Source organism: Enterobacter sp. JH25 (assembly GCF_021725435.1).
GTDB lineage: Bacteria > Pseudomonadota > Gammaproteobacteria > Enterobacterales > Enterobacteriaceae > Enterobacter > Enterobacter intestinihominis.
The window spans coordinates 2,326,752-2,352,740 of sequence record NZ_CP091319.1 but is presented as its reverse complement, the minus strand read 5'-3'; the positions used below and the strand labels follow the sequence as shown (position 1 = coordinate 2,352,740).

Annotated in this window: 21 protein-coding genes and 1 pseudogene; 8 read left to right on the top strand and 14 right to left on the bottom strand. The window is 55.3% G+C overall.

Annotated features, from left to right (window positions below; genetic code table 11):
• Nucleotides 1-4: 4 nt before the first annotated feature.
• Nucleotides 5-640, top strand: coding sequence for a helix-turn-helix domain-containing protein (locus L2Y28_RS11340; protein WP_022648221.1), 636 nt, complete (start codon nt 5-7; stop codon nt 638-640).
• A 140-nt stretch (nt 641-780) separates the two neighbouring features.
• On the opposite strand, the gene L2Y28_RS11335 is transcribed toward L2Y28_RS11340, so the two are convergent.
• Nucleotides 781-1,257 carry a GNAT family N-acetyltransferase gene (locus L2Y28_RS11335; RefSeq protein WP_022648220.1) on the bottom strand — a complete coding sequence of 159 codons (477 nt, stop codon included), beginning with the start codon at nt 1,255-1,257 and terminating at the stop codon, nt 781-783.
• A gap of 85 nt (nt 1,258-1,342) precedes the next feature.
• Here L2Y28_RS11335 and L2Y28_RS11330 point away from each other — a divergent pair, with 85 nt between their 5' ends.
• Nucleotides 1,343-2,278 (top strand): LysR family transcriptional regulator, encoded by a 936-nt coding sequence (locus L2Y28_RS11330; protein ID WP_022648219.1) that lies wholly within the window; start codon nt 1,343-1,345, stop codon nt 2,276-2,278.
• On the opposite strand, the gene L2Y28_RS11325 is transcribed toward L2Y28_RS11330, so the two are convergent.
• The gene (locus L2Y28_RS11325; protein WP_022648218.1) at nt 2,273-2,575 is read right to left on the bottom strand and encodes a helix-turn-helix transcriptional regulator; all 303 of its coding nucleotides are present in this window, start codon (nt 2,573-2,575) and stop codon (nt 2,273-2,275) included. The genes L2Y28_RS11330 and L2Y28_RS11325 overlap by 6 nt on opposite strands.
• Before the next feature lie 161 nt (nt 2,576-2,736).
• Here L2Y28_RS11325 and fusA point away from each other — a divergent pair, with 161 nt between their 5' ends.
• Complete coding sequence (fusA, locus tag L2Y28_RS11320; protein ID WP_023330144.1) at nt 2,737-4,836, top strand: elongation factor G; 2,100 nt, start codon at nt 2,737-2,739, stop codon at nt 4,834-4,836.
• A gap of 48 nt (nt 4,837-4,884) precedes the next feature.
• On the opposite strand, the gene L2Y28_RS11315 is transcribed toward fusA, so the two are convergent.
• Nucleotides 4,885-5,457 (bottom strand): flavin reductase family protein, encoded by a 573-nt coding sequence (locus tag L2Y28_RS11315; RefSeq protein ID WP_022648216.1) that lies wholly within the window; start codon nt 5,455-5,457, stop codon nt 4,885-4,887.
• A gap of 105 nt (nt 5,458-5,562) precedes the next feature.
• Here L2Y28_RS11315 and nhoA point away from each other — a divergent pair, with 105 nt between their 5' ends.
• Nucleotides 5,563-6,408, top strand: a complete 846-nt coding sequence (gene nhoA, locus L2Y28_RS11310) for an N-hydroxyarylamine O-acetyltransferase (protein WP_022648215.1) — start codon at nt 5,563-5,565, stop codon at nt 6,406-6,408.
• 78 nt (nt 6,409-6,486) lie between these two features.
• On the opposite strand, the gene narI is transcribed toward nhoA, so the two are convergent.
• The 6 genes and pseudogenes from narI to L2Y28_RS11280 form a co-directional block, all read right to left on the bottom strand.
• Entirely contained in the window at nt 6,487-7,167 is a 681-nt protein-coding gene (narI, locus tag L2Y28_RS11305; RefSeq protein ID WP_022648214.1) for a respiratory nitrate reductase subunit gamma, read from the bottom strand.
• The gene (gene narW / locus L2Y28_RS11300) at nt 7,164-7,859 is read right to left on the bottom strand and encodes a nitrate reductase molybdenum cofactor assembly chaperone (protein ID WP_022648213.1); all 696 of its coding nucleotides are present in this window, start codon (nt 7,857-7,859) and stop codon (nt 7,164-7,166) included. Before narW ends, narI begins: the two co-directional genes overlap by 4 nt.
• Complete coding sequence (gene narH, locus L2Y28_RS11295; RefSeq protein ID WP_022648212.1) at nt 7,859-9,403, bottom strand: nitrate reductase subunit beta; 1,545 nt, start codon at nt 9,401-9,403, stop codon at nt 7,859-7,861. Before narH ends, narW begins: the two co-directional genes overlap by 1 nt.
• Nucleotides 9,400-13,139, bottom strand: a pseudogene (locus L2Y28_RS11290) (nitrate reductase subunit alpha). Before L2Y28_RS11290 ends, narH begins: the two are co-directional and overlap by 4 nt.
• Nucleotides 13,140-13,206: 67 nt before the next feature.
• Nucleotides 13,207-14,592, bottom strand: coding sequence for a NarK family nitrate/nitrite MFS transporter (locus L2Y28_RS11285; protein WP_022648210.1), 1,386 nt, complete (start codon nt 14,590-14,592; stop codon nt 13,207-13,209).
• A 210-nt stretch (nt 14,593-14,802) separates the two neighbouring features.
• Nucleotides 14,803-15,378, bottom strand: coding sequence for a TetR family transcriptional regulator (locus L2Y28_RS11280; protein ID WP_022648209.1), 576 nt, complete (start codon nt 15,376-15,378; stop codon nt 14,803-14,805).
• A gap of 116 nt (nt 15,379-15,494) precedes the next feature.
• Between L2Y28_RS11280 and L2Y28_RS11275 the strand changes: the two genes are divergently transcribed.
• On the top strand, nt 15,495-16,985 hold the full coding sequence (locus tag L2Y28_RS11275; protein ID WP_022648208.1) for an MFS transporter: 1,491 nt from the start codon (nt 15,495-15,497) through the stop codon (nt 16,983-16,985).
• Nucleotides 16,986-17,030: 45 nt separating this feature from the next.
• On the opposite strand, the gene ompC is transcribed toward L2Y28_RS11275, so the two are convergent.
• Together ompC and yddG are read right to left on the bottom strand one after the other, a co-directional pair.
• Nucleotides 17,031-18,104, bottom strand: coding sequence for a porin OmpC (gene ompC / locus L2Y28_RS11270; protein WP_022648207.1), 1,074 nt, complete (start codon nt 18,102-18,104; stop codon nt 17,031-17,033).
• Nucleotides 18,105-18,731: 627 nt separating this feature from the next.
• Nucleotides 18,732-19,607 carry an aromatic amino acid DMT transporter YddG gene (gene yddG, locus L2Y28_RS11265; protein ID WP_022648206.1) on the bottom strand — a complete coding sequence of 292 codons (876 nt, stop codon included), beginning with the start codon at nt 19,605-19,607 and terminating at the stop codon, nt 18,732-18,734.
• Between the two features lie 220 nt (nt 19,608-19,827).
• On the opposite strand from yddG, the gene fdnG reads away from it, so the two are divergent.
• From fdnG to fdnI, 3 genes are read left to right on the top strand one after another with little or no spacing between them, the layout of a single operon-like run.
• The gene (gene fdnG / locus L2Y28_RS11260; RefSeq protein WP_088263182.1) at nt 19,828-22,875 is read left to right on the top strand and encodes a formate dehydrogenase-N subunit alpha; all 3,048 of its coding nucleotides are present in this window, start codon (nt 19,828-19,830) and stop codon (nt 22,873-22,875) included.
• An 11-nt stretch (nt 22,876-22,886) separates the two neighbouring features.
• The gene (gene fdxH / locus L2Y28_RS11255; protein ID WP_003857048.1) at nt 22,887-23,771 is read left to right on the top strand and encodes a formate dehydrogenase subunit beta; all 885 of its coding nucleotides are present in this window, start codon (nt 22,887-22,889) and stop codon (nt 23,769-23,771) included.
• The gene (fdnI, locus tag L2Y28_RS11250) at nt 23,764-24,420 is read left to right on the top strand and encodes a formate dehydrogenase-N subunit gamma (protein ID WP_003857050.1); all 657 of its coding nucleotides are present in this window, start codon (nt 23,764-23,766) and stop codon (nt 24,418-24,420) included. The genes fdxH and fdnI overlap by 8 nt, the downstream gene beginning before the upstream one ends.
• A gap of 51 nt (nt 24,421-24,471) precedes the next feature.
• Here fdnI and L2Y28_RS11245 read toward each other — a convergent pair whose 3' ends face one another.
• From L2Y28_RS11245 to ppk2, 3 genes are all read right to left on the bottom strand, one after another.
• Entirely contained in the window at nt 24,472-24,729 is a 258-nt protein-coding gene (locus L2Y28_RS11245) for a CcdB family protein (protein ID WP_230259600.1), read from the bottom strand.
• Nucleotides 24,730-24,794: 65 nt separating this feature from the next.
• Nucleotides 24,795-25,088, bottom strand: coding sequence for a hypothetical protein (locus L2Y28_RS11240; RefSeq protein WP_126514228.1), 294 nt, complete (start codon nt 25,086-25,088; stop codon nt 24,795-24,797).
• Nucleotides 25,085-25,903 carry a polyphosphate kinase 2 gene (gene ppk2 / locus L2Y28_RS11235; RefSeq protein WP_022648203.1) on the bottom strand — a complete coding sequence of 273 codons (819 nt, stop codon included), beginning with the start codon at nt 25,901-25,903 and terminating at the stop codon, nt 25,085-25,087. The genes L2Y28_RS11240 and ppk2 overlap by 4 nt, the downstream gene beginning before the upstream one ends.
• Between the last annotated feature and the right edge of the window lie 86 nt (nt 25,904-25,989).

Here is a 25,989-nt window from a genome sequence, read left to right as displayed (position 1 = left end):
AAATATGACCGGAAGAGTCGACTATCACCTTGAAAAATATCTCCTCACCGAAGTCGCCGAGCCAGAACGTCTGACCCGCCAGTGGGCAGAAGTGATGCGCGAGTGTCGCGAGCAAAAATCCGGTGCGGAAGAGCGTTTGCGTCTCGCGCTGCTGAATGTGGATTATGTGACCAGCTTTGAGCTTCCCTTCCGGTTACTCCTCACCCGCGCCCCGCAGTTGATTGATGGGATCAGAAATGAGTTCCAGCTCAGTCAAAAAAATGTCCTGTTCAACGGCAAGCGGTTTGGCTGCGTTTACAGCCTTAAACAGGACCTGGAAGGCGTTCCTGACGAATTTACCTATCACCTGAAAACGCGGATCCAGCGAAGCGACAGCACTGGCGGAAGTGAAGTACCTTACCGGCAAATTGCACAGCAGGTGAAAGCGCCCAGGGAACGACTCAAACTGGCACTCGAAAATGGACTATCTGTAACGGCGCTCGACGGGCTTTTCTGGTTTGGCATTCAGCGCATCGCGGCCGATGTGCAGAGGCTAAGAAAAACGGGCACGAGGATTGTGACGTCAGAGACTGAGGTGTTTGATACGCTAACGATGACAACCCGGCGGATCCCTGTCTACAGCCTGACGCAGCCGGAATGAGCCTCGGTCGCTGAATCGTCGAACGTCTCAGAGAAAACAAAAAAAGACGGTAAGCTCTTTCTCAGATATACCGTGCTTCAGCAACGCTTTCATTGACATTATGCCCCTTAGAAAGAGGGGCGTTTCACGCGATGGCATTGCTACTCAGCAAATGCCCGCAATGCCTCGCCATCAAGACGATAGCGTACCCATTCGGACTGCGGTACCGCGCCGATGCTCAGATAAAAATCAATTGCAGACTGGTTCCAGTCAAGCACGCTCCATTCCAGCCGGCCGCAGTGACGTTCCACTGCGCATTGCGCGATATTTTTAAGCAGTGCTTTTCCCGCACCCTTGCTGCGGTATTCCGGGGAGACATACAAATCTTCCATATATATGCCGTTGCGGCCAAGCCAGGTGGAATAGCTGGTGAAAAAAACGGCATACCCCACAGCATGGCCTGCATATTCGGCAACCAGCGCTTCGGTTTTACTGTCTGCACCAAACAGCGTTTTACGGATTTCGTCCGGCGTGGTGACCACTTCTTCTGGCGCTTTTTCATAGACTGCGAGTTCGTAAATCATATCGTATATTGCCGCTGCATCTTCAGGTCGCGCCTGACGAATCGTAATGCTCATTCCTTTCCCTTTATCTTTGTTTGTAGTTGATGGGGATAAGCATAAAGGCTAATGTCAGAAGAATTAAGTGCAATGAAATCAATAAATGATGAATATTATGCATCCAGCCTTAAGGCGCCTTGATTTAAACCTTCTGCCGGTTTTTGACGCGATTTATCGCCACAGTTCCGTTCGACTTGCGGCAGATGAGCTGGCGATGAGCACCTCGGCGCTCAGCCATGCCCTGTCACGGCTGCGTGTTTCGCTCAACGACCCGCTGTTCTACCGGGAAGGACATCGAATGTGTCCCAGCGTCTATGCCACCCAGCTTGCGCCAGTTATTGCATCGGCCCTGAAATATCTCGACCAGGAGCTGTCGCCGCAGCCGGAATTTGATCCTGCTATTAGTACAGCGTGTTTGCAGATCGCGATAACGGACTTTACCGCGTTCTGCATATTCCCTGCGCTCATGAATACGCTTCAACATGCGGCGCCTGGCTTGCGTCTGGAATTACGATATTTGCCGCACAGCCCGGCGTTGACGGAATTACTGGCAGGAGAGGTGGATCTGGCCCTGGGATTCAGCACCATTGAGGATCGCCGGTACCCGGAGCTGGAAGAGATCAGCTGGTTCGAAGATGAATATGTGGTGATTAGCAATGCGAGCCGGAGCGCGCTCACGCTGGAGGATTATCTCGCCGCCCGGCATCTTGTGGTTACGCCGTGGAATGAGAAGCAGGGGGTGCTGGATTTGCAGCTGGAACGCATGGGTTATACCCGACACATTGCGATCAAAACCCCGTCTATGCTCAGCGCCCCGTTTGTTATTGCAGAAAGCGATCTGCTGATGGCGTTACCGCGATTCGCCGCTGAAAAGCTGCTGCCAGCTACCCGTATTAAAATTTTTGATTTACCGTTCCACATCAGTCCGTTTGAAGTAAAAATTTATTCGCACAAGCGCAGCGGGAAACGAGGCGTCACGAACTGGCTCAAAGCTACGCTGCGCGCGCTGGCCGAAGGGCAACAGTCAGAGCGCTTATGATTTCGACTGTAACAGGATCGCCATCAGCCCCGGAAAGCGGGCGTCCAGATCTTCTCTTCTCAGTGAAATCATATTCTCGCGCCCCTGCGGGCGCTGCCAGATCACGCCGCTGTCGCGCAGTACACGCCAGTGGTGAGTCATGGTTGATTTCACCACCTCGTCCGGGCGCAGCGCGTTGCAGCTCAGCTCACTGCCGTCGGCCAGCCGTCGAATAATCGCCAGCCGCAGCGGATTGCCGAGGGCGAACAGCACATTTTCCAGCAGTATTTGTTCTGGTTCCGGGTGGTTTGGGATCATCGTTTTCCTGCGTCTCGCGTGAGATTGAGCTATATCAACAATAGGTCAACCGTTAAAAAATAGTTCGATAATACTCGTACAATAGGACTATTATAACAAACGAACAAACACGCGACTATCCTGGTCGTCACAAACCCGTCATGAAGACGTAAGGAAATATCATGCCCCGACCCATTCCACTCGAACGTTATCGCAACATCGGTATCTCCGCGCATATCGATGCGGGCAAAACAACCACCACTGAGCGCATCCTGTTTTACACCGGGATGAGCCACAAGCTGGGTGAAGTACACGATGGCGCGGCAACCACCGACTGGATGGCGCAGGAGCAGGAGCGCGGGATCACCATTACGTCGGCGGCGGTGAGCTGTTTTTGGCCCGGTATGGACAGAGGCTTTGAACCGCACCGCATCAATATTATCGACACCCCCGGGCATGTGGATTTCACCATTGAGGTGGAACGTTCCATGCGTGTGCTCGACGGCGCGGTGATGGTTTATGACTCCGTCGGCGGCGTGCAGCCGCAGTCGGAAACCGTCTGGCGTCAGGCGAATAAATATCACGTCCCGCGTCTGGCATTCGTCAACAAAATGGACCGCCCGGGTGCGGATTTCTTCCGCGTGGTGCGGATGATGCAGGAGCGGCTGAAAGCTAATCCGGTCCCGATTGTGATCCCCGTGGGCGCAGAGGAACACTTCACCGGCGTGGTTGATCTCATCAAGATGCGCACCATTCTTTGGGATGATGCGACCCAGGGCATGGCGTTCACCTACGCGCCGGTGCCCGACGATCTGCTGAGCACCGCGCAGACGTGGCGAGAAAAAATGGTCTCGTCTGCGGCAGAAGCCAGCGATGAGCTTATGGATAAGTACCTTGAGACGGGCGAACTGGATGAAGCGGAAATCATCAAAGGGTTACGGATCCGGACGATCTCCGGTGAAATACAGCCCATGCTGTGCGGCAGCGCTTTCAAGAACAAGGGTGTGCAGCGCATGCTCGACGCGGTGATTGAATTGATGCCGTCTCCACTGGACGTGCCCGCTATTGATGGGGTAGACGAAGATGGACAGCACGCCGAGCGCCACCCAAGTGATGATGAACCATTCTCTGCGCTGGCCTTCAAGCTGATGAGCGATCCATACGTCGGACAGTTGACCTTTATTCGCGTCTATTCCGGCATACTGCGCAAAGGCGACGCGGTTTATAATCCGGTGAAGGGCAAAAAAGAGCGAATCGGGCGCATCGTGCTGATGCATGCCAACGACCGCCATGAGGTGGACGAGCTGCGCACAGGGGATATCGCAGCCTGTGTCGGGCTGAAAGACGTCACCACCGGTGACACGCTGACCGACCCGAATGCGGTGATCACCCTTGAACGGATGGAGTTCCCGGACCCGGTTATTTCGCTGGCGATTGAGCCGAAAACCAAGGCCGATCAGGAGAAAATGGGGATCGCCCTACAGCGCCTGGCGGCGGAGGATCCGTCTTTCCGCCTGCACACGGACGAAGAGTCCGGTCAGACCATTATCTCCGGGATGGGCGAACTGCATCTCGAAATCATCGTTGACCGCATGAAGCGTGAGTTTGGCGTTGAGGCAAACATTGGTCGTCCGCAGGTCACCTACCGTGAAACCCTGCGTAAAGCGGTGAAGGATATTGAAGGTAAATTTGTCCGACAGTCCGGCGGGAAAGGGCAGTACGGTCATGTGGTCCTGAGTCTGGAGCCGTTAGCAGCCGGAAGTGGTTTTGTGTTTGAAGATGCCACCAAAGGCGGGGTAGTGCCCCGGGAGTACATCCCGTCGGTGGAAAAAGGCTTGCGAGAAGCCATGAATACGGGTGTGCTGGCGGGCTATCCGGTTGTCGATGTGAAAGCGACCCTGACGTTTGGTTCCTACCATGACGTTGACTCCTCGGAGATGGCCTTCCGCATGGCGGCGATCCTCGGCTTCAAAGAGGGCGCGCGGCGGGCGGATCCGGTTATTCTTGAGCCGGTGATGCACGTTGAGGTGGAAACGCCGGAAGAGTATGCCGGGAACATTATGGGCGATCTCTCCTCCCGCCGCGGCATGGTGCAGGGGATGGCAGAGCAGTACGGCAGCCAGATTATTCGCGCTGACGTCCCGCTGGCTGAAATGTTTGGCTACGCCACCACGCTGCGCTCGATGTCCCAGGGGCGCGCGACGTATACGATGGAGTTCCATCATTTTGCGGAAGCTCCGCGGAATGTGGCGGATGAGATTATTGCGAAGCGTGTTAAGTAATAAAAAGCCCTCTTCCTCAGGAAGAGGGCTTTTCTTTTTTGAGATGCGTTAATCCAGCGCCTTCACCATCTTCCCACTCGTCACAAACGTCCCGGCCCCCAGATGATGCAGCGTATTCAGCTTATCCCCGTCAAACTGCCAGCGTCCGGCGACAAATGCGTGTTCATCTGCCGCGGCGGAAACCACTTCGCCAAACAGGGTGTCATATTTCTCGGCCGCAGAAGTGACAGGTAATAGCCGACACTCCATCCACGCCAGACATTTCTCTTCTATAACCGGCAGACCAAGCTCAGGGCCATGAATAACCGGGATCCCGTAGCAGTTAAATTTATCCTCGTCGCGCCCGCTGACGCTGCCGACCGCCCAGGTCCAGTTGGCTGCCGCCACGCCGGGGATCACAATGCCGAATTTCCCGCTACGTTCGATCAACTCCCGTGACCACGCGCTTTTGTCTACCACAATCGCGATACGCGGGGGTTCAAATTCCACCGGCATAGACCATGCGGCGGCCATGACGTTGCGACGATCGATGGTCTCATCCCGGCTGGTGATGAGCACGGTTGGACCGTGATTCAGAAGACGGCTGACATGACGTAATTCAACAGGACGAAAGTGGCTCATAGGATCTCCTCATGTACACGATGAGTATGGCGAAAAAGCACTTTTGCGCATATGCATAAGGGAAAATAGTTTATAAACAGGGGATATCACATCATGGAGCAAATCATGTCCCCATTTCTGAGTGCTTATTTTGCCCGCACGGGCTGGCAGCAGCCCGTACAGGTTAATATCGATACCCTGCGGGGGCTCCATTTACACCATAACTGCGCGATCCCTTTTGAAAATATTGACGTCGTTTTGCCGCGGGAAATCCATTTGGACGACGGGTGTCTGGTGGATAAACTGGTCACCGCGCGTCGGGGGGGATATTGCTTCGAGCAAAATGGCCTGTTTGAACGGGTGTTGCGCGAAGTTGGGTTTACGGTACGCAGCGTGCTGGGGCGGGTTGTGCTGGCGAATCCGTCGCAGATGCCGCCGCGCACGCACCGGTTGCTGCTGGTTGAGCTGAACGGCGAGCGCTGGATCGCTGATGTAGGATTTGGCGGACAAACGCTGACGGCGCCGATTCGTTTGATCGCTAACGAGGAGCAGGAAACCCCGCACGGGAGTTATCGTTTGCTGAGCGAGGGTAACGACTGGGTACTGCAATTCCGCCATCACGAGCACTGGCAGTCGATGTACCAATTTGACCTGGGGACGCAGTACTTCAACGATTACGTGATGGGTAACTTCTGGTCGGCGCACTGGCCTCAGTCCCATTTTCGTCATCACCTGCTGATGTGTCGCCACCTGCCGGACGGGGGCAAGCTGACGCTGACCAACTTTAATTTTACCCACTGGCAGAACGGTCATGTGGAGGAGCAGATCCATTTGCCGGATGCGGAGGCGCTATATAAGCTGATGCAGGACCGGTTTGGCCTGGGCGTTGATGACCCGAAGCACGGCTTTACACTGGCAGAGCTGACGGCAGTAATGGCAGGGTTTGATACGCATCCGCAGGCAGGGAAATAGCCCGGTGGCGGCTACGCCTTACCGGGCCTACGGGCGTGTGAACGTAGGTCGGGTAAGGCGTAGCCGCCACCCGACAAATCAACGGCGCGATCTTACCACCTGATACCGACGCGTGAAGTACTCAAACGGCGCGCTCCACACGTGCACCAGGCGGGTGAACGGGAAGATGAGGAAGATCGTCATCCCCAGCACCAGATGCACGCGGAAGATCGGCGCGACGCCGCTCAGCATTTCCGACGAGCCGCCCTTAAACGTGACGATCCCCTGCGCCCAGCCGACCAGCTTCATCATCTCGCTTCCGTCAGGGTACTGAGCGGAGAAAGGAATGGTCGACAGCCCAAGGATGCACTGAAGCAGCAGGATACTCATGATGATAATATCCGGCGTGGTGGACGTGGCGCGCACCCGCTGGTTGAACAGGCGACGGATCAAAAGCATCGACCCACCGATCAGCGTCAGCACCCCGCAAATACCTCCCGCAATCATGGCTAACTGCTGTTTAACCGCGACGGGTAAAAACCAGGCGTACATCCAGTGCGGGGTTAACATGCCGAACAGGTGCCCGAAGAAGATCCCCAGAATCCCAATATGAAACAGGTTCGAAGCCCAGTTCATCCCGCGCTTGCTGAGCATCTGGCTTGATGACGCCCGCCAGGTGTACTGCCCATAGTCGTAGCGCAACCAACTGCCGAGGAAGAAGACGGTGGCGCAGATGTACGGATAAATGTCATAGAAAAACACGTTCAGGTAATGAGTCATTTTGGGCCTCCGGCGCTGACGTCCACGTACTGCGGCGCGACGTCCTGGCTAAAGCGTCGTTGATATTGCTGCATCGGCGAACTGTCGCACGATGTGGCGTTGTCTTCGATAAACTTGACCTGTTCCTCTTCCCACACGGCGTCCAGCGCCTGACGGGTATCATCACGTTTTTCACCGGATACCTGTTTCGCCACGCTGTCGCTGGAAAGCCGTGTTTCCGCCAGCGACAGCAGGGCGTCAAACAGCTGGTAATGCGCTACCTCGCGCTGTTTCAGGCGGCCTCCAATCAGCGCCAGTATAGGCGCGACGTTTTGCAGCCCTTCACGCGCCTCGTCGTCGCTGACGATACTGAGATATTCCAGATAGAGCGGCAGATAGTCCGGCAGCTCGCGGCAATCCAGCTCCAGCCCGGCTTTCTCATACTGGCTCATCAGGTCGACCATCGCCTGACCGCGATCGCGGGACTCGGCGTGAACGTGCTCGAACAGCAGTAGTGAAGTCGCGCGCCCCCGCTCGAAAACTTCACACCATTCGGCCTGCTTATCCAGCAGCGGGGCGCTCAGGTGCTGCTGCGCAAACGGCAGTAGCATGGGCGCATCCTGTTCCACCAGGGAAAGCGCTTCTTCACGGTTATCCCAAAGCAGCTCATCGGGATACTCAATCAGTAGCGCGATGATTTTAAGGATCTGCATTATTCTCCCTCCCCGTGATCGCGCACCTCGGTAATGTTGATCGCGTCGATGCGGCTGCTGTTGAAAAGGTTGAATTTGGTGTCGGAGCCGTGACAGCCGTCACCGAAGGTGAAGCCGCAGCCGTTTTTCTCCGGGAAGGCGTCGCGCGCCATTTCGCGGTGGCTGGTCGGGATCACGAAGCGGTCTTCGTAGTTAGCGATGGCCAGATATCGGTACATCTCCTCAACCTGCGCTTCGGTCAGGCCCACTTCCTCAATGGCGCGGGTATCGGTCACGCCTTCCACGGTCTGGGAGCGTTTGTAGTGGCGCATCGCCATCATGCGCTTCAGAGCGCGCAGCACCGGGCCGGTATCGCCCGCGCTGAGCATATTTGCCAGGTATTGCACCGGGATGCGCAGGCTTTCGACCGCAGGCAGTACACCGTCGCTCTGCGGCAGACCACCCGCGTCCGCGTAGGACTGAATCGGTGACAGCGGCGGCACATACCAGACCATCGGCAGGGTGCGGTATTCCGGATGCAGCGGCAGGGCGAGCTTCCAGTCCATCGCCATTTTGTAAACCGGGGAACGCTGCGCTGCGTCGATGACGTTCTGCGGGATGCCCTGCTTCAGGGCTTCTTCAATCACCGCCGGATCGTTCGGGTTAAGGAACACGTCGCACTGGCGCTCATACAGATCGGTTTCATGCTCGGTGCTGGCCGCCTCTTCAATACGGTCCGCGTCATACAACAGCACGCCAAGGTAGCGGATGCGTCCAACGCAGGTTTCTGAGCAGACGGTCGGCTGGCCGGACTCGATGCGCGGATAGCAGAAGATGCACTTCTCTGACTTGCCGCTTTTCCAGTTGAAGTAGATTTTCTTGTACGGACAGCCGCTGATGCACAGTCGCCAGCCGCGGCATTTGTCCTGGTCGATCAGCACAATGCCGTCCTCTTCGCGTTTGTAAATCGCACCGCTCGGGCAGGTGGCAACGCAACTCGGGTTGAGGCAATGCTCGCACAGGCGCGGCAGGTACATCATGAAGGTATTTTCGAACTGACCGTACATCTCTTTCTGGATCTTCTGAAAGTTTCGATCGCGGGCGCGTTTTTCGAACTCGCCGCCCAGCAGCTCCTCCCAGTTTGGTCCCCAGACGATCTTATCCATCCGCTTACCGTCAATCAGCGAGCGGGGGCGGGCGGTAGGGAGGTGATCCCCCTCCGGGGCGCGGTGCAGATCCTGGTAATCGAAGGTGAAAGGTTCATAGTAATCGTCAATCTGCGGCAACACGGGGTTGGCGAAAATTTTCGACAGGACGCCCATTTTTCCGCCGAGGCGCGGGGTCAGCTTGCCGTGAATACTGCGGATCCATCCGCCTTGCCACTCATCCTGATCTTCCCAGTTTTTCGGATAGCCGATACCCGGTTTGGTTTCGACGTTATTAAACCACGCATACTCCATCCCTTCGCGCCCGGTCCAGACGTTCTTACAGGTGACCGAGCAGGTGTGGCAGCCAATGCATTTATCGAGATTCAGTACCATGCCAACCTGTGAGCGTATTTTCATTTTTTCGCCTCCTGAACCTGATCCCGACCTTCGCCGTCCAGCCAGTTAATGTTTTTCATTTTGCGGATCATAATGAACTCGTCGCGATTCGAGCCGACGGTGCCGTAATAGTTAAAGCTGTACGCCAGCTGCGCGTAGCCGCCAATCATGTGGGTCGGTTTCGGACAGACGCGGGTGACCGAGTTGTGGATCCCGCCGCGCCGTCCGGTCACTTCTGACCCCGGAATGTTCAGAATGCGCTCCTGAGCGTGGTACATCATGGTCATGCCCGGCGGCACGCGCTGGCTAACCACCGCGCGGGCGGTGAGGGCGCCGTTGGCGTTGAAGGCTTCGATCCAGTCGTTGTCCTCAATCCCCAGCTCGCGCGCGTCGGTTTCGCTGATCCAGACGATTGGCCCCCCGCGTGACAGGGTCTGCATCAGCAGGTTTTCGCTGTAGGTGGAGTGAATGCCCCATTTCTGGTGCGGCGTCAGGAAGTTAAGCGCTTTTTCCGGGAAGCCGTTCGGCGGGATCTCGCGCATATGGGTGACGCTGCGGGTATCAATCGGTGGACGATAGGCCACCAGACTTTCACCGAAGGCGCGCATCCAGGTGTGATCCTGATACAGCTGCTGGCGGCCGGAAATCGTGCGCCACGGGATCAGCTCGTGAACGTTGGTATAGCCTGCGTTATACGAGACATGCTCGCTCTCAAGGCCGGACCACGTTGGGCTGGAGATAATTTTGCGCGGCTGCGCCTGAATATCGCGGAAGCGAATTTTCTCGTCTTCTTTGTTCAGCGCCAGATGGGTGTGATCGCGCCCGGTCAGTTCGCCGAGGGCCTCCCAGGCTTTGACCGCGACCTGACCGTTGGTTTCCGGCGCAAGAGCGAGGATCACCTCTGAAGCATCAATGGCGGTTTCAATGCGTGGTCGGCCTTTGGCCGGTCCGTCGAGCTTGACGTAATTGAGCTTGCCGAGGAAATCGACTTCGTTTTGCGTGTTCCACGATATGCCTTTTCCACCGTTGCCGAGTTTGTCCAGCAGCGGACCGAGAGAAGTGAAGCGCTCGTAGGTTTCCGGATAGTTGCGCTCGACGACCGCAATGTTTGGCGCGGTTTTACCGGGGATGAGATCGCACTCGCCTTTGCGCCAGTCCAGAATATCAAAAGGCTGCGACAGTTCCCCCGGGGAGTCATGCTGTAGCGGCTGTAGCACCACGTCAGTTTCGGTGCCGAGATGCCCGACGCACACTTCAGAGAAGACTTTGGCGATGCCTTTGTAGATCTCCCAGTCGCTGCGGGACTCCCACGCCGGGTCAACGGCGGCAGAGAGCGGGTGAATAAACGGATGCATGTCCGAGGTATTCATATCGTCTTTTTCATACCAGGTGGCGGTCGGCAGGACGATATCGGAGAACAGGCAGGTGCTGGACATACGGAAATCGAGCGTCACCAGCAGATCCAGCTTGCCCTCAATGGCGGCGGTTTGCCATTCCACCTCTTCAGGTTTCACATCATCCGTTGAGCCTAAATCCTCGCCCTGAATTCCGCTCTCGGTGCCAAGCAGGTATTTGAGCATGTACTCATGGCCTTTTCCGGACGAGCCAAGCAGGTTAGAACGCCAGACAAACAGGTTGCGCGGGTGGTTCATGCCGTTGTCCGGCTGTTCGCAGGCGAAGCGAATATCGCCCGATTTTAACGCCTGCACGGTGTAATCCTGCGGCGACATCCCGGCGGCGTCGGCGCGGGCCTTAACGTGCAGCGGGTTGAGGTTGAGCTGCGGCGCGGAAGGGAGCCAGCCCATGCGCTCGGCGCGGACGTTGAAATCAATCAGGTGACCGGTGAATTTCGACGCGTCTGCAAGAGGAGAAAGCAGCTCCTGTGCGGTGAGCTTCTCATAGCGCCACTGGCTGGCGTGGTTGTAGAAGTAAGAGGTGCTGTTCATCTGGCGCGGCGGACGGTTCCAGTCCAGCGCGAAGGCCAGCGGCAGCCAGCCGGTTTGCGGACGCAGTTTCTCCTGGCCGACATAGTGCGACCAGCCGCCGCCGCTCTGCCCGACGCAGCCGCAGAAGACCAGCATGTTGATCATCCCCCGGTAGTTCATGTCCATGTGGTACCAGTGGTTCACACCGGCCCCGAGGATGATCATCGAACGACCATGGGTCTTGTGCGCCGTGTCGGCAAATTCACGGGCGATTTTTTCTATCAGGTAAGCGGGGACGCCGGTAATTTGTTCGCCCCAGGCTGGGGTGTAGGCTTTGATCTCGGCGTAGTTTGCCGCCGCGTTACTGTCTTCCAGACCGCGATCGAGGCCGTAGTTTGCGAGCACCAGATCGTACACGCTGACCACGCGTCTCTGGCTGCCGTCGCCAGCGTCAGGGTTTTACTCGGTACGCGGCGAGTCAGCACCGGCTCCTGCTTCACGCTGCGGAAATGCGGGTTCTCGTTGCCCCCGAAGTAAGGGAAGGCCACGTCTGCCACACTGTCGTGGGTGATGAGCAGGGAAAGCGTCAGCTCGGTCTCCTGTCCCGCGGCCAGCGACTCCAGGTTCCATTTGCCTTTTTCGCCCCAGCGGAAACCGATAGAGCCGTTCGGCGCCACCAGATTTCCGGCGACGTCAAAGGCGATGGTTTTCCACTCCGGATTATTGGTTTCACCCAGCCCGTCGGCCAGATCCGACGCGCGCAGCATGCGGCCCGGCACCACGCGACCGTCAGCCTGTTCATCCAGCAGGACCAGCATCGGCATGTCGGTGTAGCGGCGGCAATAGTTGAGGAAGTAATCGCTCGGGTTATCAAGGTGGAACTCTTTGAGGATCACATGCCCCATCGCCATGGCGAGGGCGCTGTCGGTACCCTGTTTGGGGGCCAGCCACTGGTCGCTGAGCTTCGCCACCTCCGAGAAGTCCGGCGTAATGGCGACGGTCTTGGTGCCTTTGTAACGCACTTCGGTAAAGAAGTGGGCGTCCGGGGTACGCGTCTGCGGCACGTTCGAGCCCCAGGCAATGATATAGCTGGAGTTGTACCAGTCCGCCGATTCCGGCACGTCGGTCTGCTCGCCCCAGGTCATCGGCGATGCCGGAGGCAAATCGCAGTACCAGTCATAGAAGCTCAGGCAGGTGCCGCCGAGCAGGGAGAGATAGCGCGTACCGGCGGCATAAGAGACCATCGACATGGCCGGGATAGGGGAAAAACCGGCTACCCGATCCGGGCCGTAGTTTTTGATGGTCCAGACGTTGGCGGCAGCAATCAGCTGGTTAAGCTCTTTCCAGTTTGAGCGGATAAACCCGCCTTTACCGCGCGCCTTTCTGTAGCTTTGCGCTTTCTGTGGATCGTTCTGAATGGCATCCCAGGCCAGCACCGGATCGGTATGCTGCGCCAGCGCCTCGCGCCAGAGCTCGATCAGCCTGCGGCGTACCAGCGGGTACTTGAGACGGTTGGCGCTGTAGAGATACCAGGAGTAGCTTGCGCCACGCGGGCAGCCGCGCGGTTCGTGGTTAGGCAGGTCAGGGCGGGTACGCGGGTAGTCGGTCTGCTGGGTTTCCCATGTCACCAGGCCATTTTTGACATAAATCTTCCAGCTACAGGAGCCGGTGCAGTTAACGCCGTGGGTGGATCGCACAATCTTGTCGAACTGCCAGCGCTGACGGTAGCTGTCCTCCCAGTCGCGGTTGGTGTGGTACACCTGGCCGTGCCCATCGGCGAAACTGTCGCCTTTTGTTTTGAAGTAACGGAAGCGGTCCAACAGTTTGCTCATGACATTTCTCCTGCTTCGATAACATGGCCGGAGGGTGAGGCATCACGCTCCGGCGAAGAGGTAGTTATTATTTTTGTGAGGATTTGCGGCCGTACACCAGCCAGGTAACGAGCACGCAGACGATGTAAAACACGAGGAAGACTTTCATGGCGCCCACCGGGGAACCGGTCATCGCCAGGGAGGTGCCAAAGGCTTTGGGAATAAAGAACCCGCCCACCGCACCGATGGCAGAGATAAAGCCCAGCGCCGCAGCCGTTTCGGTCACCGCTTCATGCTGTGCCTGTTCATCGCTCCCGCCCTGTTTTTTCACGCGGTCGAGGGTGATTTGGCGAAAGATAATCGCGATCATCTGGAAGGTCGAGCCGCTACCCAGGCCTGCGGTCAGAAACAGGCCCATAAAGACCAGATAGAAGGCGATAAAGCTGCCTGAACCAGACCCGGGGAGCGTCAAGAAAATCAGGGCGCTAAAGATGGCCATAAAGACGAAGTTGATCAGCGTCACCCTTACGCCGCCCAGCCTGTCTGAAATCATCCCGCCAGCCGAACGCGCCAGGGCGCCGATCAGTGGGCCAAAGAAGGCGAGGTGGAGGATATTAACGTCCGGAAACTGGGTTTTCGACAGCATGGCAAAGCCTGCCGAGAAACCGATAAACGAGCCGAAGGTTGCCAGATAAAGCAGGCTCAGCAGCCAGAGATGAAAGCGCTTAAGCACCGGAAGCTGGCTGGCAATGGACGCTTTCGAGCTGGCGATGTCATTCATGCCAAAAAACGCCGCAATGGTGGCCAGAATCAGCAGCGGCGCCCAGATCCACGCCGCGTTCGCCAGCCACATCGTCGAGCCATCCTCCTGCGGTACGCCGTGCACGCCGAGGAAGGTAAACATCGGCAGGAAAATCACCAGCGGCGCAACCAGCTGCATCACACTCACGCCCAGGTTACCCAGCCCGCCGTTAATGCCCAGTGCGCTACCCTGTCTGGCTTTCGGGAAGAAGAAGCTGATGTTTCCCATGCTGGAAGCGAAGTTGGCACCGGCAAAACCGCACAGCAGTGCGATGATGATGAAGATCCAATAGGGCGTGGCGGTATTCTGGATGGCGATCCCAAGCCAGACACTGGGTACGACCAGGATAACGGTGCTTAACACGGTCCAGTAACGTCCGCCAAATATCGGTACCATAAAAGAGTAGGGGACACGCAATATCGCGCCGGAGAGAGAAGGTAATGCCGTTAGCATAAAAAGCTGATCGGTGCTGAAATTAAATCCGACCTTATTAAGATTTACCGCAATAGCGCTAAACAACATCCAGACACAAAATGCGAGCAGCAAACACGCCACGGAAATCCACAGGTTTCTTCGTGCGATATGTTTCCCTTTATTCTCCCAAAATTGCGCGTTTTCCGGTTTCCAGTTACTCAACAGATGCTGATTACTCTTCTCGCTTTGATGTGACATATCACCCTCTTGCTTACCGAAGTGGAGAGAAAAAAGAAGGAAAAACAGAAAGATACCTGTCAGTGGCGTATGAAATTTATAGGATGTTATGGGATACATCTGAAAGGATAGATAAAAAAGCGAATCCCTGAGTTTGGAATGGGAATCAGGGTTCGCTTTATGTGTTACTAATTGTAACTATTTGCGGAAATTAATACTCCGATGGGAGTATTAAAACAATTCGAGGGAGATAAGTTTATCCAGATGCTTATTAAATGCCGCGTCGTCCATTTCAGGCATATTTAAGACGTATATGCCATCCAGGCCACATACCAGACCAATTAAACGCCAGGCGATATTTTCCGGCTGATCAGCAAGCGTAAAGGCGTTGGCCTCCGCACCGGCGCGGATAATTGCGACCGTTTCCTGGTGCCACATCTCCATGGTCAAAACGTAGGCGCTTTTGATGTCGCTATCCCGGCTGGCGAGAATTTGCGCCTCCCGCCACAGCCGAATGTAGGGCTCAAACCCGCCGTCATCGCTGCCGAGCATGGCATGCAGGCGCTCGCGCCAGCCTGCGTTTTCGCCAACGATTTCAGCATCCAGCAAATCGCGGATCAGCCTGACAAACGCCAGCGATTTAAGCTCGCCCGCCGACGCAAAGTGGTGATGCACCTGCCCGGTGGCGACGCCCGCTTCGGTAGCGATTCGGCGCACGGTCATCGCAGCGAATCCTTCGGTCAGCGCCACGCGCATTGCGGCCTGTAGGATCTCTTCCCGCCGCTCGTCCTTGCTCAGATAACGCATAATTTCTCACTCTCAATGGCAACGAAACGAGTGTAACAAAGAGCTGGACAAGTGTTCAACTTTACGTAGGATCGCAATCTGGACATGTGTCCAGTTTTTAACTGAAAAGGAAATTTATGTTTCGTCAGTGGTTAGCGTTAGTGATTATCGTGCTGGTGTATATCCCGGTGGCGATTGACGCGACGGTGCTGCACGTGGCGGCGCCAACATTGAGCATGACGCTGGGTGCCAGCGGCAACGAATTGCTGTGGATTATTGATATTTACTCGCTGGTGATGGCGGGGATGGTGCTGCCGATGGGGGCGCTGGGCGATCGCATAGGTTTTAAGCGCCTGCTGATGATCGGCAGCGTGCTGTTTGGCCTGTCATCGTTAGCGGCGGCTTTTGCGCCGTCCGCGGGCTGGCTGATTGCCGCCCGCGCGTCGCTGGCGATTGGCGCGGCGATGATCATTCCGGCTACGCTTGCAGGGATCCGCACGCTGTTTATTGACGTGCGGCACCGTAACATCGCCCTTGGCGTCTGGGCTGCCGTTGGGTCGGGCGGCGCGGCGTTTGGCCCGCTGATTGGCGGCATGCTGCTGGAGCACTTTTACTGGGGTTCGGTCTTCCTGATTAACGTGCCGATCGTGCTGATCGTGGTTTCGCTTGCTGCGCGCTTTGTGCCTGCTCAGCAGGGTCGGCCCGAGCAGCCGCTCAATATCAGCCATGCCATTATGCTGATTGTCGCCATTTTACTGCTGGTCTACAGCGCCAAAACCGCCCTGAAAGGGGTGCTGCCGCCGTGGATGGTGGCCTCTACGCTGCTTACCGGGGCGATGATGCTGTTTATCTTCGTCCGTATCCAGCTGCGCGCGCGCGTGCCAATGATCGACATGCGTCTGTTTTGCCATCGCATTATTTTAAGCGGCGTGGTCATGGCAATGACCGCCATGATTGCGCTGGTGGGCTTTGAACTGCTGATGGCGCAGGAGTTGCAGTTCGTGCATGGTTTTACGCCGTTTGAAGCAGGGATATTTATGCTGCCGGTGATGGTGGCGAGCGGATTTAGCGGGCCGATCGCGGGTGTGCTGGTCGGGCGTCTGGGGCTGCGCATTGTCGCGGCCGGAGGCATGGGGCTAAGCGCGATCAGTTTTATCGGCCTGTCGACGCTCGATTTCAGCACCCAACAGTGGCAGGCGTGGAGCCTGATGGTGCTGCTGGGCTTCAGTGCCGCCAGCGCACTGCTGGCATCGACGTCAGCGATCATGGCTGCCGCGCCGAAAGAGAAAGCGGCCGCGGCAGGCGCGATCGAAACCATGTCCTACGAGCTGGGCGCTGGTCTCGGGATCGCCATTTTCGGTCTGTTGTTAACCCGCAGCTTTTCGGCGTCAATTGTACTGCCGCAGGGGCTGAGCGCGTCGCTGACCGATAAAGCCTCGTCGTCCATCGGTGAAGCGATGAAGGTCGCGCAGGAGCTGACGCCGTCACTGGCCGAGCCGGTGATGACGGCGGCGAAAACCGCGTTCATCACCTCGCACAGCGTGGCCCTGGGCAGTGCGGGAGCCATGCTGATGATTCTGGCGATCGGGATCTGGTTTAGTCTGGCGAAGGTCGGAGGGCAGCAGTAAAAAAAAAGGCCAGCCGCGAGGGCTGGCCTTTTGAACTAACACATCTTAGAACTGGTAGGTCAGACCTACAGCCACGATGTTGTCGGTAGCCACTTTGGCATCTTTGGTGAACTGGCTGTCATCCACGAGGTTGATTTTGTAATCAACGTAGGTGGACATGTTTTTGTTGAAGTAGTAGCTCGCGCCAACGTCAACGTATTCAACCAGGTCCTGGTCGCCATAAGAACCGATGTCTTTACCTTTGGATTTCAGGTAAGCGATGGATGGACGCAGACCGAAGTCAAACTGGTACTGAGCCACAACTTCGAAGTTCTGTGCTTTGTTGGCAACGTGACCGCTACCGAACGCCGTCATGTTGCGGGTTTCAGAGTAGGTGGTTGCCAGGTAGATGTTGTTCGCATCGTACTTCAGGCCAGCAGCCCAGACTTCTGCGTTTTCGCCACCGGCGTTCAGGTTGCTTGCAGCACGAACCTGACGGTCAGTACGGTCAGATTTCGCGTAGGTCGCACCCACACCGAAGCCGTCGAATTCATAGGTAGAAGACAGACCCCAGCCGTCACCGTTGGATTCGGTGATCTCTGAACGGTCGTTTTTACCCTGGTACTGGGCAGCCACGTTCAGGCCGTCAACCAGACCAAAGAAGTCGGTGTTACGGTAGGTGGCAACGCCAGTGGTACGACCGGTCATGAAGCCGTCAGTCTGCGTCCAGGTATCGCCACCGAACTCTGGCAGAACGTCAGTCCATGCGCCGATGTCATAAGCAACACCGTAGTTACGACCGTAGTCGAAGGAACCGAATTCATCGAATTTCAGACCAGCGAAGGCCAGACGGGTTTTGTTGCCGTCGGAACCCTGAGCTTCAGAGCGGTTGCCCTTGAACTCATATTCCCACTGGCCGTATCCGGTCAGTTGATCGTTGATCTGAGTTTCACCTTTGAAGCCCAGACGAACGTACGTTTTGTCGCCGTCGCTACCAGCATCATCAGAAAAATAGTGCAGACCAGTAACTTTGCCGTACAGATCCAGTTTGTTACCGTCTTTGTTAAAAACTTCAGCCGCGTTAACAACGCCAGCCGCCAACATGGAAGTCACTGCCACTGCAACTAATTTAAGTTTCATCTTAACTAACCCTTATAATTTTATTTAGGTATTTCCTAAGCCACCTGAGCGATTTTTAAACGAGGCTTATCGTCAATGGCAGACTATTTTTAAAATTCCGTAGACTGCTTTCAATAATAAGTTTCAAAATATTAAAGATAATTTCAATTAGTGTGATCCTGATCCGATAAATTTCCCTTAAATCGCTCAATAAGGTTAATTTATATACATAAATTGATTATTAACAAAACACGATAATAAGGCTGGAAATAGTTGCCATGCGTTTTTGTTTTTAGAGGGAGATAAAAGGGCTTGGGAGATAATGTCAAGGAATGGGGCGCGTTATTGACTTTTAAAACAGTGGGTTGTGGATTTATCCGGAAGCCAGCAACTGCTTTTTAAAAGAAACATCCAGAAATAAACTATTGCACTATGTGCTATATAGCGCGGGAATATTGGGGTTGAATTAATTACACGCGTTGTCAGTTTATGTCAATTTCCACAACGGATCTGACTTTTTATGAGTACTCTATACAGAAATAGAAATACATACGAATGTTATAAATAATATTCTTTACTGTGATCACATATTAAAATAATGTTAATTTTTACCGGGCATGATTCGTGCCCGGTAAAATTAAAATACTATTAGCGGGTGGCATACCAGCAAAGTAATGATCCGGCGCAAACCATTAATGCCCCTTGCCAGAATGAGAATGAAAGCGGAGAGCTCAGCATAATAGCCGCCAGCGCGGCAGAGAGTACCGGGGTGAAGTAGGAGACGGCCGCAAGCACAGTGACGTTACCGTGGAGGATCCCAATGTTCCAGGCGGCGTAGCCAAAGCCAAGGGCAACACCACACATCAACAGTTTCACGACTACCGGCACGCTGAATACCATTTCGGGCTGATCGCTGACGGCATATTTGACCCACAGGCTCAGGGCGGTCAGCAGGACGAAAAGAGTAATGCCATTTTGCCCTCTGGCATACCTGCTGGTGACGGTGCAGTAGGCGGCCCAGATAAAGGCACCGGCAAATGCCAGCCCGTAGCTCAGCGGGCTGGAAACGATGTTTAGCATGATGTCGTGAACGTGCAGCCCGTTTTCGCCGCCTAAGACCCAGCCCACGCCCAGCAGGGAGATTGCTAAGCCGGGGATCACCCACAGGGTGGATTTTTGTCCGTTGAACAAAATGGCGAACACAATCGTCAGGCTTGGCCAGAGATAATTGACCATGCCCACCTCAATTGCCTGCGAGCGCGTCGCGGCAAAGCCAAGCGACAGGGCAAGGCACATTTCATAGCTGACAAACAGGACGCTGCCCGCAATGAGATAGCCTTTCGAAAACCGTTTAATATCAGGGAAACCTACCGTCGCCAGACACAATAATCCGCTGACGGTGTAGATCATCGCTGCGCCCCCCACCGGGCCAAGTCCCTCACTGACGCTGCGGATGAGACCCACCATGGTGCTCCACAGCAGTATGGCCACCAGGCCAATCAGCGTTGCTCTTTTTCTGTCCATTACCCTGCCAGTCTCATAAAAATCAAAGGGTAAACTTATAGCATCTAACCCATTCACCAGGCGAATTTTCTGTTTCGCGGTTAACCCGAAAGGAGTAATAAATCATACCGGCGGTGACTATTAAGGGGGCGAAGTTCGGCGACCTTGATTTGACGCAAAAAAAACAGGGGCTTTGCTGTTAGTTTGCGGCGCGAAGTCTTATCAGATAACGAGGACAGCAATGGACGTCAGCCGCAGACAATTTTTTAAAATCTGCGCGGGCGGTATGGCCGGAACAACAGCCGCAATGCTGGGATTCGCTCCCAAAATGGCGCTGGCTCAGGCACGCAACTATAAACTGCTGCGCGCGAAAGAGATCCGTAACACCTGCACATACTGCTCCGTGGGTTGTGGGCTATTAATGTATAGCCTGGGTGATGGCGCGAAGAACGCCAAAGAAGCGATTTATCATATTGAAGGGGACCCGGACCATCCGGTGAGCCGCGGGGCGCTTTGCCCGAAAGGGGCGGGGCTGCTGGACTACGTCCACAGTGAAAACCGTCTGCGCTATCCGGAATATCGTGCGCCGGGCTCTGATAAATGGCAGCGCATCTCCTGGGACGAGGCCTTCTCACGTATTGCAAAACTGATGAAAGCGGATCGCGACGCCAACTTTATTGAAAAGAACGAGCAGGGCGTTACGGTAAACCGCTGGACCTCCACCGGGATGCTGTGTGCGTCTGCGGCAAGTAATGAGACCGGCATGCTGACGCAAAAATTTGTGCGCTCCCTCGGCATGCTGGCGGTTGATAACCAGGCGCGCGTCTGACACGGACCAACGGTAGCAAGTCTTGCTCCAACATTTGGTCGCGGTGCGATGACCAACCACTGGGTTGATATCAAAAACGCAAACGTCGTGGTGGTGATGGGCGGTAACGCCGCTGAAGCCCATCCGGTGGGATTCCGCTGGGCGATGGAAGCGAAAAACAACAACGATGCGACGCTGATTGTCGTCGATCCACGCTTTACGCGTACGGCATCGGTGGCTGATATTTATGCGCCGATCCGCTCCGGTACGGATATTACGTTCCTTTCCGGCGTGCTGTTGTACCTGATCGAAAACAATAAGATTAACGCGGAATACGTTAAGCATTACACCAATGCCGGCCTGCTGGTGCGGGAAGATTTCGCCTTCGAAGATGGCCTGTTCAGCGGCTATGACGCAGAGAAACGTCAGTACGATAAATCGTCCTGGAACTATCAGTTCGACGAAAACGGCTACGCGAAACGCGATGAGACCCTGACCGATCCGCGCTGCGTGTGGAACTTGCTGAAACAGCATGTTTCCCGTTATACGCCAGACGTGGTGGAAAACATCTGCGGTACGCCGAAAGCAGACTTCCTGAAAGTATGTGAAGTGCTGGCCTCCACCAGTGCCGCCGACAGAACAACCACCTTCCTGTACGCGCTGGGCTGGACGCAGCATACCGTGGGCGCGCAGAACATCCGTACCATGGCGATGATCCAGCTGCTGCTCGGCAACATGGGGATGGCCGGTGGCGGCGTGAACGCCCTGCGCGGACACTCCAACATTCAGGGCTTAACCGATCTCGGCCTGCTGTCGACTAGCCTGCCGGGTTACCTGACCCTGCCGTCGGAGAAGCAGACCGACTGGCAAAGCTGGCTTGACGCCAACACGCCAAAAGCGACGCGTCCGGACCAGGTGAACTACTGGAGTAACTACCCAAAGTTTGCCGTCAGTCTGATGAAATCGTTCTACGGCGATGCGGCGCAGAAAGAGAATGACTGGGGCTTTGAGTGGTTGCCGAAATGGGATCAGGCTTACGATGTCATCAAGTACTTCAACATGATGGATAAGGGCGACGTCACGGGGTATATCTGCCAGGGCTTTAACCCGGTGGCGTCATTCCCGGATAAAAACAAAGTCGTTCGCAGCCTGAGCAAGCTGAAGTACATGGTGGTTATCGATCCGCTGGTCACCGAAACGTCTACGTTCTGGCAGAACCACGGCGAGTCTAACGATGTCGATCCGGCATCCATTCAGACCGAGGTGTTCCGACTGCCATCGACCTGCTTTGCGGAAGAGGACGGTTCTATTGCCAACTCTGGCCGCTGGCTACAGTGGCACTGGAAAGGTCAGGATGCGCCGGGTGAAGCGCGTAATGACGGCGAAATTCTGGCCGGGATTTACCATCGTCTGCGCGAAATGTACCGCACCGAAGGCGGCAAAGGCGCTGAGCCGCTGCTGAAGATGAGCTGGAACTACAAGCAGCCGGATCATCCTGAGTCTGAAGAGGTGGCAAAAGAGAACAACGGCGTGGCGCTGGCCGATCTGTACGATGCCAACGGCAATCTGGTGGCGAAGAAAGGCCAGTTGCTCAATAGCTTCGCGCTGTTGCGTGACGACGGCAGCACGGCCTCGTCCTGCTGGATCTACACCGGCAGCTGGACGGAGCAGGGTAACCAGATGGCCAACCGTGATAACGCCGATCCGTCAGGCCTGGGCAACACGCTGGGCTGGGCATGGGCGTGGCCGTTGAACCGCCGCGTACTGTACAACCGTGCCTCGGCAGACGTGAACGGTAAGCCGTGGGATCCGAAACGCATGCTGATCGAGTGGAACGGCACGAAGTGGACGGGGAACGATATCCCGGACTTCAACACCGCCGCACCGGGCAGCAACACCGGGCCGTTTATCATGCAGCCGGAAGGGTTGGGACGTCTGTTTGCCATCGACAAGCTGGCGGAAGGGCCGTTCCCGGAACATTACGAGCCGATGGAAACGCCGCTCGGCACTAACCCGCTGCACCCGAACGTAGTTTCCAGCCCGGTAGTGCGTATCTATGAAGATGACGTGCTGCGTTTAGGTAAAAAGGACAAGTTCCCGTATGTCGGAACTACCTACCGCCTGACCGAGCATTTCCATACCTGGACCAAACATGCGCGGCTTAACGCCATCGCGCAGCCGGAACAGTTTGTGGAGATAAGCGAAACGCTGGCGAAGGCGAAAGGCATTGCTAATGGCGATCGCGTGACGGTGAGCAGCAAACGCGGCTTTATTCGCGCGGTAGCGGTGGTCACCCGTCGTCTGCAAAGTCTGAACGTACACGGCCAGCAAGTAGAAACCGTCGGCATCCCGCTGCATTGGGGCTTTGAAGGGGTGGCGCAGAAAGGTTACATCGCCAATACCCTGACGCCAAACGTCGGCGATTCCAACTCGCAAACGCCGGAGTATAAAGCGTTTCTGGTCAACATCGAGAAAGCGTAAGGAGCGATTAAATGGCGATGGAAACACAAGACATTATTAAACGCTCCGCGACCAACCCGATAACGCCCGCGCCTCGCGCGCGGGACTACAAGGCAGAAGTCGCCAAGCTGATCGATGTCTCCTCCTGCGTGGGCTGTAAGGCCTGCCAGGTGGCCTGCTCGGAGTGGAACGATATCCGCGACGAGGTGGGGCACTGCGTTGGCGTTTACGATAACCCGGCTGATCTGAGCGCCAAGTCCTGGACGGTGATGCGCTTTAGCGAAACCGACCAGAACGGCAAGCTGGAGTGGCTAATCCGTAAAGACGGCTGTATGCACTGTGAAGATCCGGGCTGCCTGAAGGCATGCCCGTCTGCGGGTGCAATTATTCAGTACGCCAACGGGATCGTCGACTTCCAGCAGGATAACTGTATCGGCTGCGGCTACTGCATCGCAGGCTGTCCGTTTAATATCCCGCGCCTCAATAAAGAAGATAACCGGGTCTATAAATGCACGCTGTGTGTCGATCGCGTCAGCGTCGGACAGGAGCCTGCCTGCGTGAAGACCTGTCCTACCGGGGCTATCCACTTCGGCACCAAAAAAGAGATGCTGGAAGTGGCGCAGCAGCGGGTGGATAAGCTCAAAGCGCGCGGCTATGACAAGGCCGGGATTTATAACCCGCAGGGCGTGGGCGGTACGCACGTCATGTATGTTCTGCACCACAATGACCAGCCGGAGCTGTATCACAATCTGCCGAAAGATCCGGCGATCGATACCTCAATCAACCTCTGGAAAGGGGCGCTTAAGCCGCTCTCAGCGGCGGGCTTTATCGCCACCTTTGCCGGGCTGATTTATCACTACATCGGTATCGGGCCGAATAAAGAGGTGGATGACGACGAGGAGGAGCATCATGAGTAAGTCGAAAATGATAGTGCGCACAAAATTTGTCGATCGCGCCTGTCACTGGACGGTGGTCATCTGCTTCTTCCTGGTGGCGGTATCCGGCATTTCGTTCTTCTTCCCGACGCTACAGTGGCTAACGGAAACCTTCGGGACACCGCAGATGGGGCGCATTCTGCATCCGTTCTTCGGCGTACTGATTTTCGTGGTGCTGATGTTTATGTTTGTACGTTTCGTTCATCACAACATCCCTGACAAGCAGGATATTCCGTGGCTAAAAGGGATTGTTGAGGTTCTGAAAGGCAACGAGCATAAAGTCGCGAAGGTGGGCAAATATAACGCCGGGCAGAAGATGATGTTCTGGACCATCATGAGCATGATTTTTGTGCTGCTGGTGACCGGGGTGATCATCTGGCGTCCGTATTTTGCGCACTATTTCCCGATTCAGGTAGTGCGTTATGCGCTACTGATCCACGCGACCTCGGCCATTATTCTGATCCACGCCATTCTGATCCATATGTATATGGCATTCTGGGTGAAAGGATCGATTAAAGGCATGATTGAAGGGAAGGTGAGCCGCCGCTGGGCGCAGAAGCACCATCCGCGCTGGTACCGCGACGTTGAGCGTCTTGAAGCGCAAAAAGAGAGTTCGGAAGGGTTGAAGTAAACCTCGCGCCGTCGGCATTGTCCGGCGGCGCTGCGCTTGCGCGGCTTTTAGCTACGTATTGGTAATTAACGCATCAATTCCTGCAAGAACACTGCTTCTTGCACTGCGCAGATTACATACATAATCCTTATTATTAAGTTTTTTTGTCTCCACGTGTGTGATGTTGGCTGTATTAAGAAAATATGTCTGGAATTCAAGGTTCACCAGTGGCGTTGCAGCGTTTGAATATCCTCTTAAATGATTGTGATAGCTTAACGGGACAATAAGTCTCGTTGATAAGTCGTCATAATAATCGTGCTGAATAATCATAAAATAGGGTTGATATTCACACGTTCTGTTTGATGGATTGCGGTAAACGTCAAACTGAAAACACATCAAAGCCCTCCGAAATAAGGGTCATCCGATAATAGCCCGGCTTTGGCCGTTAATTCATTCATTGCTTTAATAAATCCTTGATCCTGTTGACGCTGCCGCTTGAGCTCTCCTGCTGTAGAGAGTGGGCGAGGTCTATTCCCCGTAGGGCGCTCTGTCGTAGCACATCTTTCTGTGCGGTTCGGTTTCATGTTTTCTCCTTTGTTGGTGCGGTCATTATCAACCGCAGCCAACAAAAAACAATACTGTTTCCCCTGGTAATCTACATTATGCGAGCCGTCTTCCAGTAATATCAAAACCGCTCTGCAATATACCGGAAGGGATATTTTGTTGGCTTCACTTTGCCGATCTTGCGTTTCGGTAAATCCACCTTGTCAACGTGAATTTCTTTATAGGGGATCTGTGAAAGCAGATGCGAAATAATATTCAACCGAACCCGTTTTTTATCTTCTGAGCGCGCCACAAACCACGGCGCCCAGGCGGTGTCGGTCGCTTTAAACATCGCATCACGGGCGAGGGTATATTCATCCCACAGATTGAAAGATTTTATGTCCATTGGAGACAGCTTCCAGATCTTGCGACCATCATTAATGCGATCGCGCAGGCGGCGTTCCTGCTCTTTTGGCGTTACTTCAAGCCAGTATTTCAACAATATGATCCCGGCATCGACCATCGCTTTTTCCATTACCGGCGTTCCATCAAGAAATTTGTCGGCCTGCTCTTCGGTACAGAAACCCATTACTCTTTCCACGCCTGCGCGGTTGTACCAGCTCCGGTCAAAAATGACGATTTCACCGGCAGAGGGCAGATGGGGAACGTAACGCTGAAAATAGAGCTGACTTTTCTCTTTATCGGTGGGGGCCGGTAACGCAACAACGCGAAACACCCGGGGGCTGACGCGTTCGGTGATGGCTTTGATGGCGCCGCCTTTACCCGCGCCGTCTCGCCCTTCAAAAACAATACAGACCTTTAACCCTTTGGCGACCACCCATTGCTGGAGCTTAACCAGTTCAACATGGAGGCGGCGAAGCTCTTGCTCGTACGCTTTGGTTTTGAGCGGCGCGTTTTTAACGACATCATCAACAACACGGGTTTTCTTCTTACTGACCATGGCGGGTCTCCCTATGGGTCCGGTCGCGGGATCGAGGCCGTACTAAGCGTGTAATCGGCCTGAATGAATGGATTAATGTGTCAGAA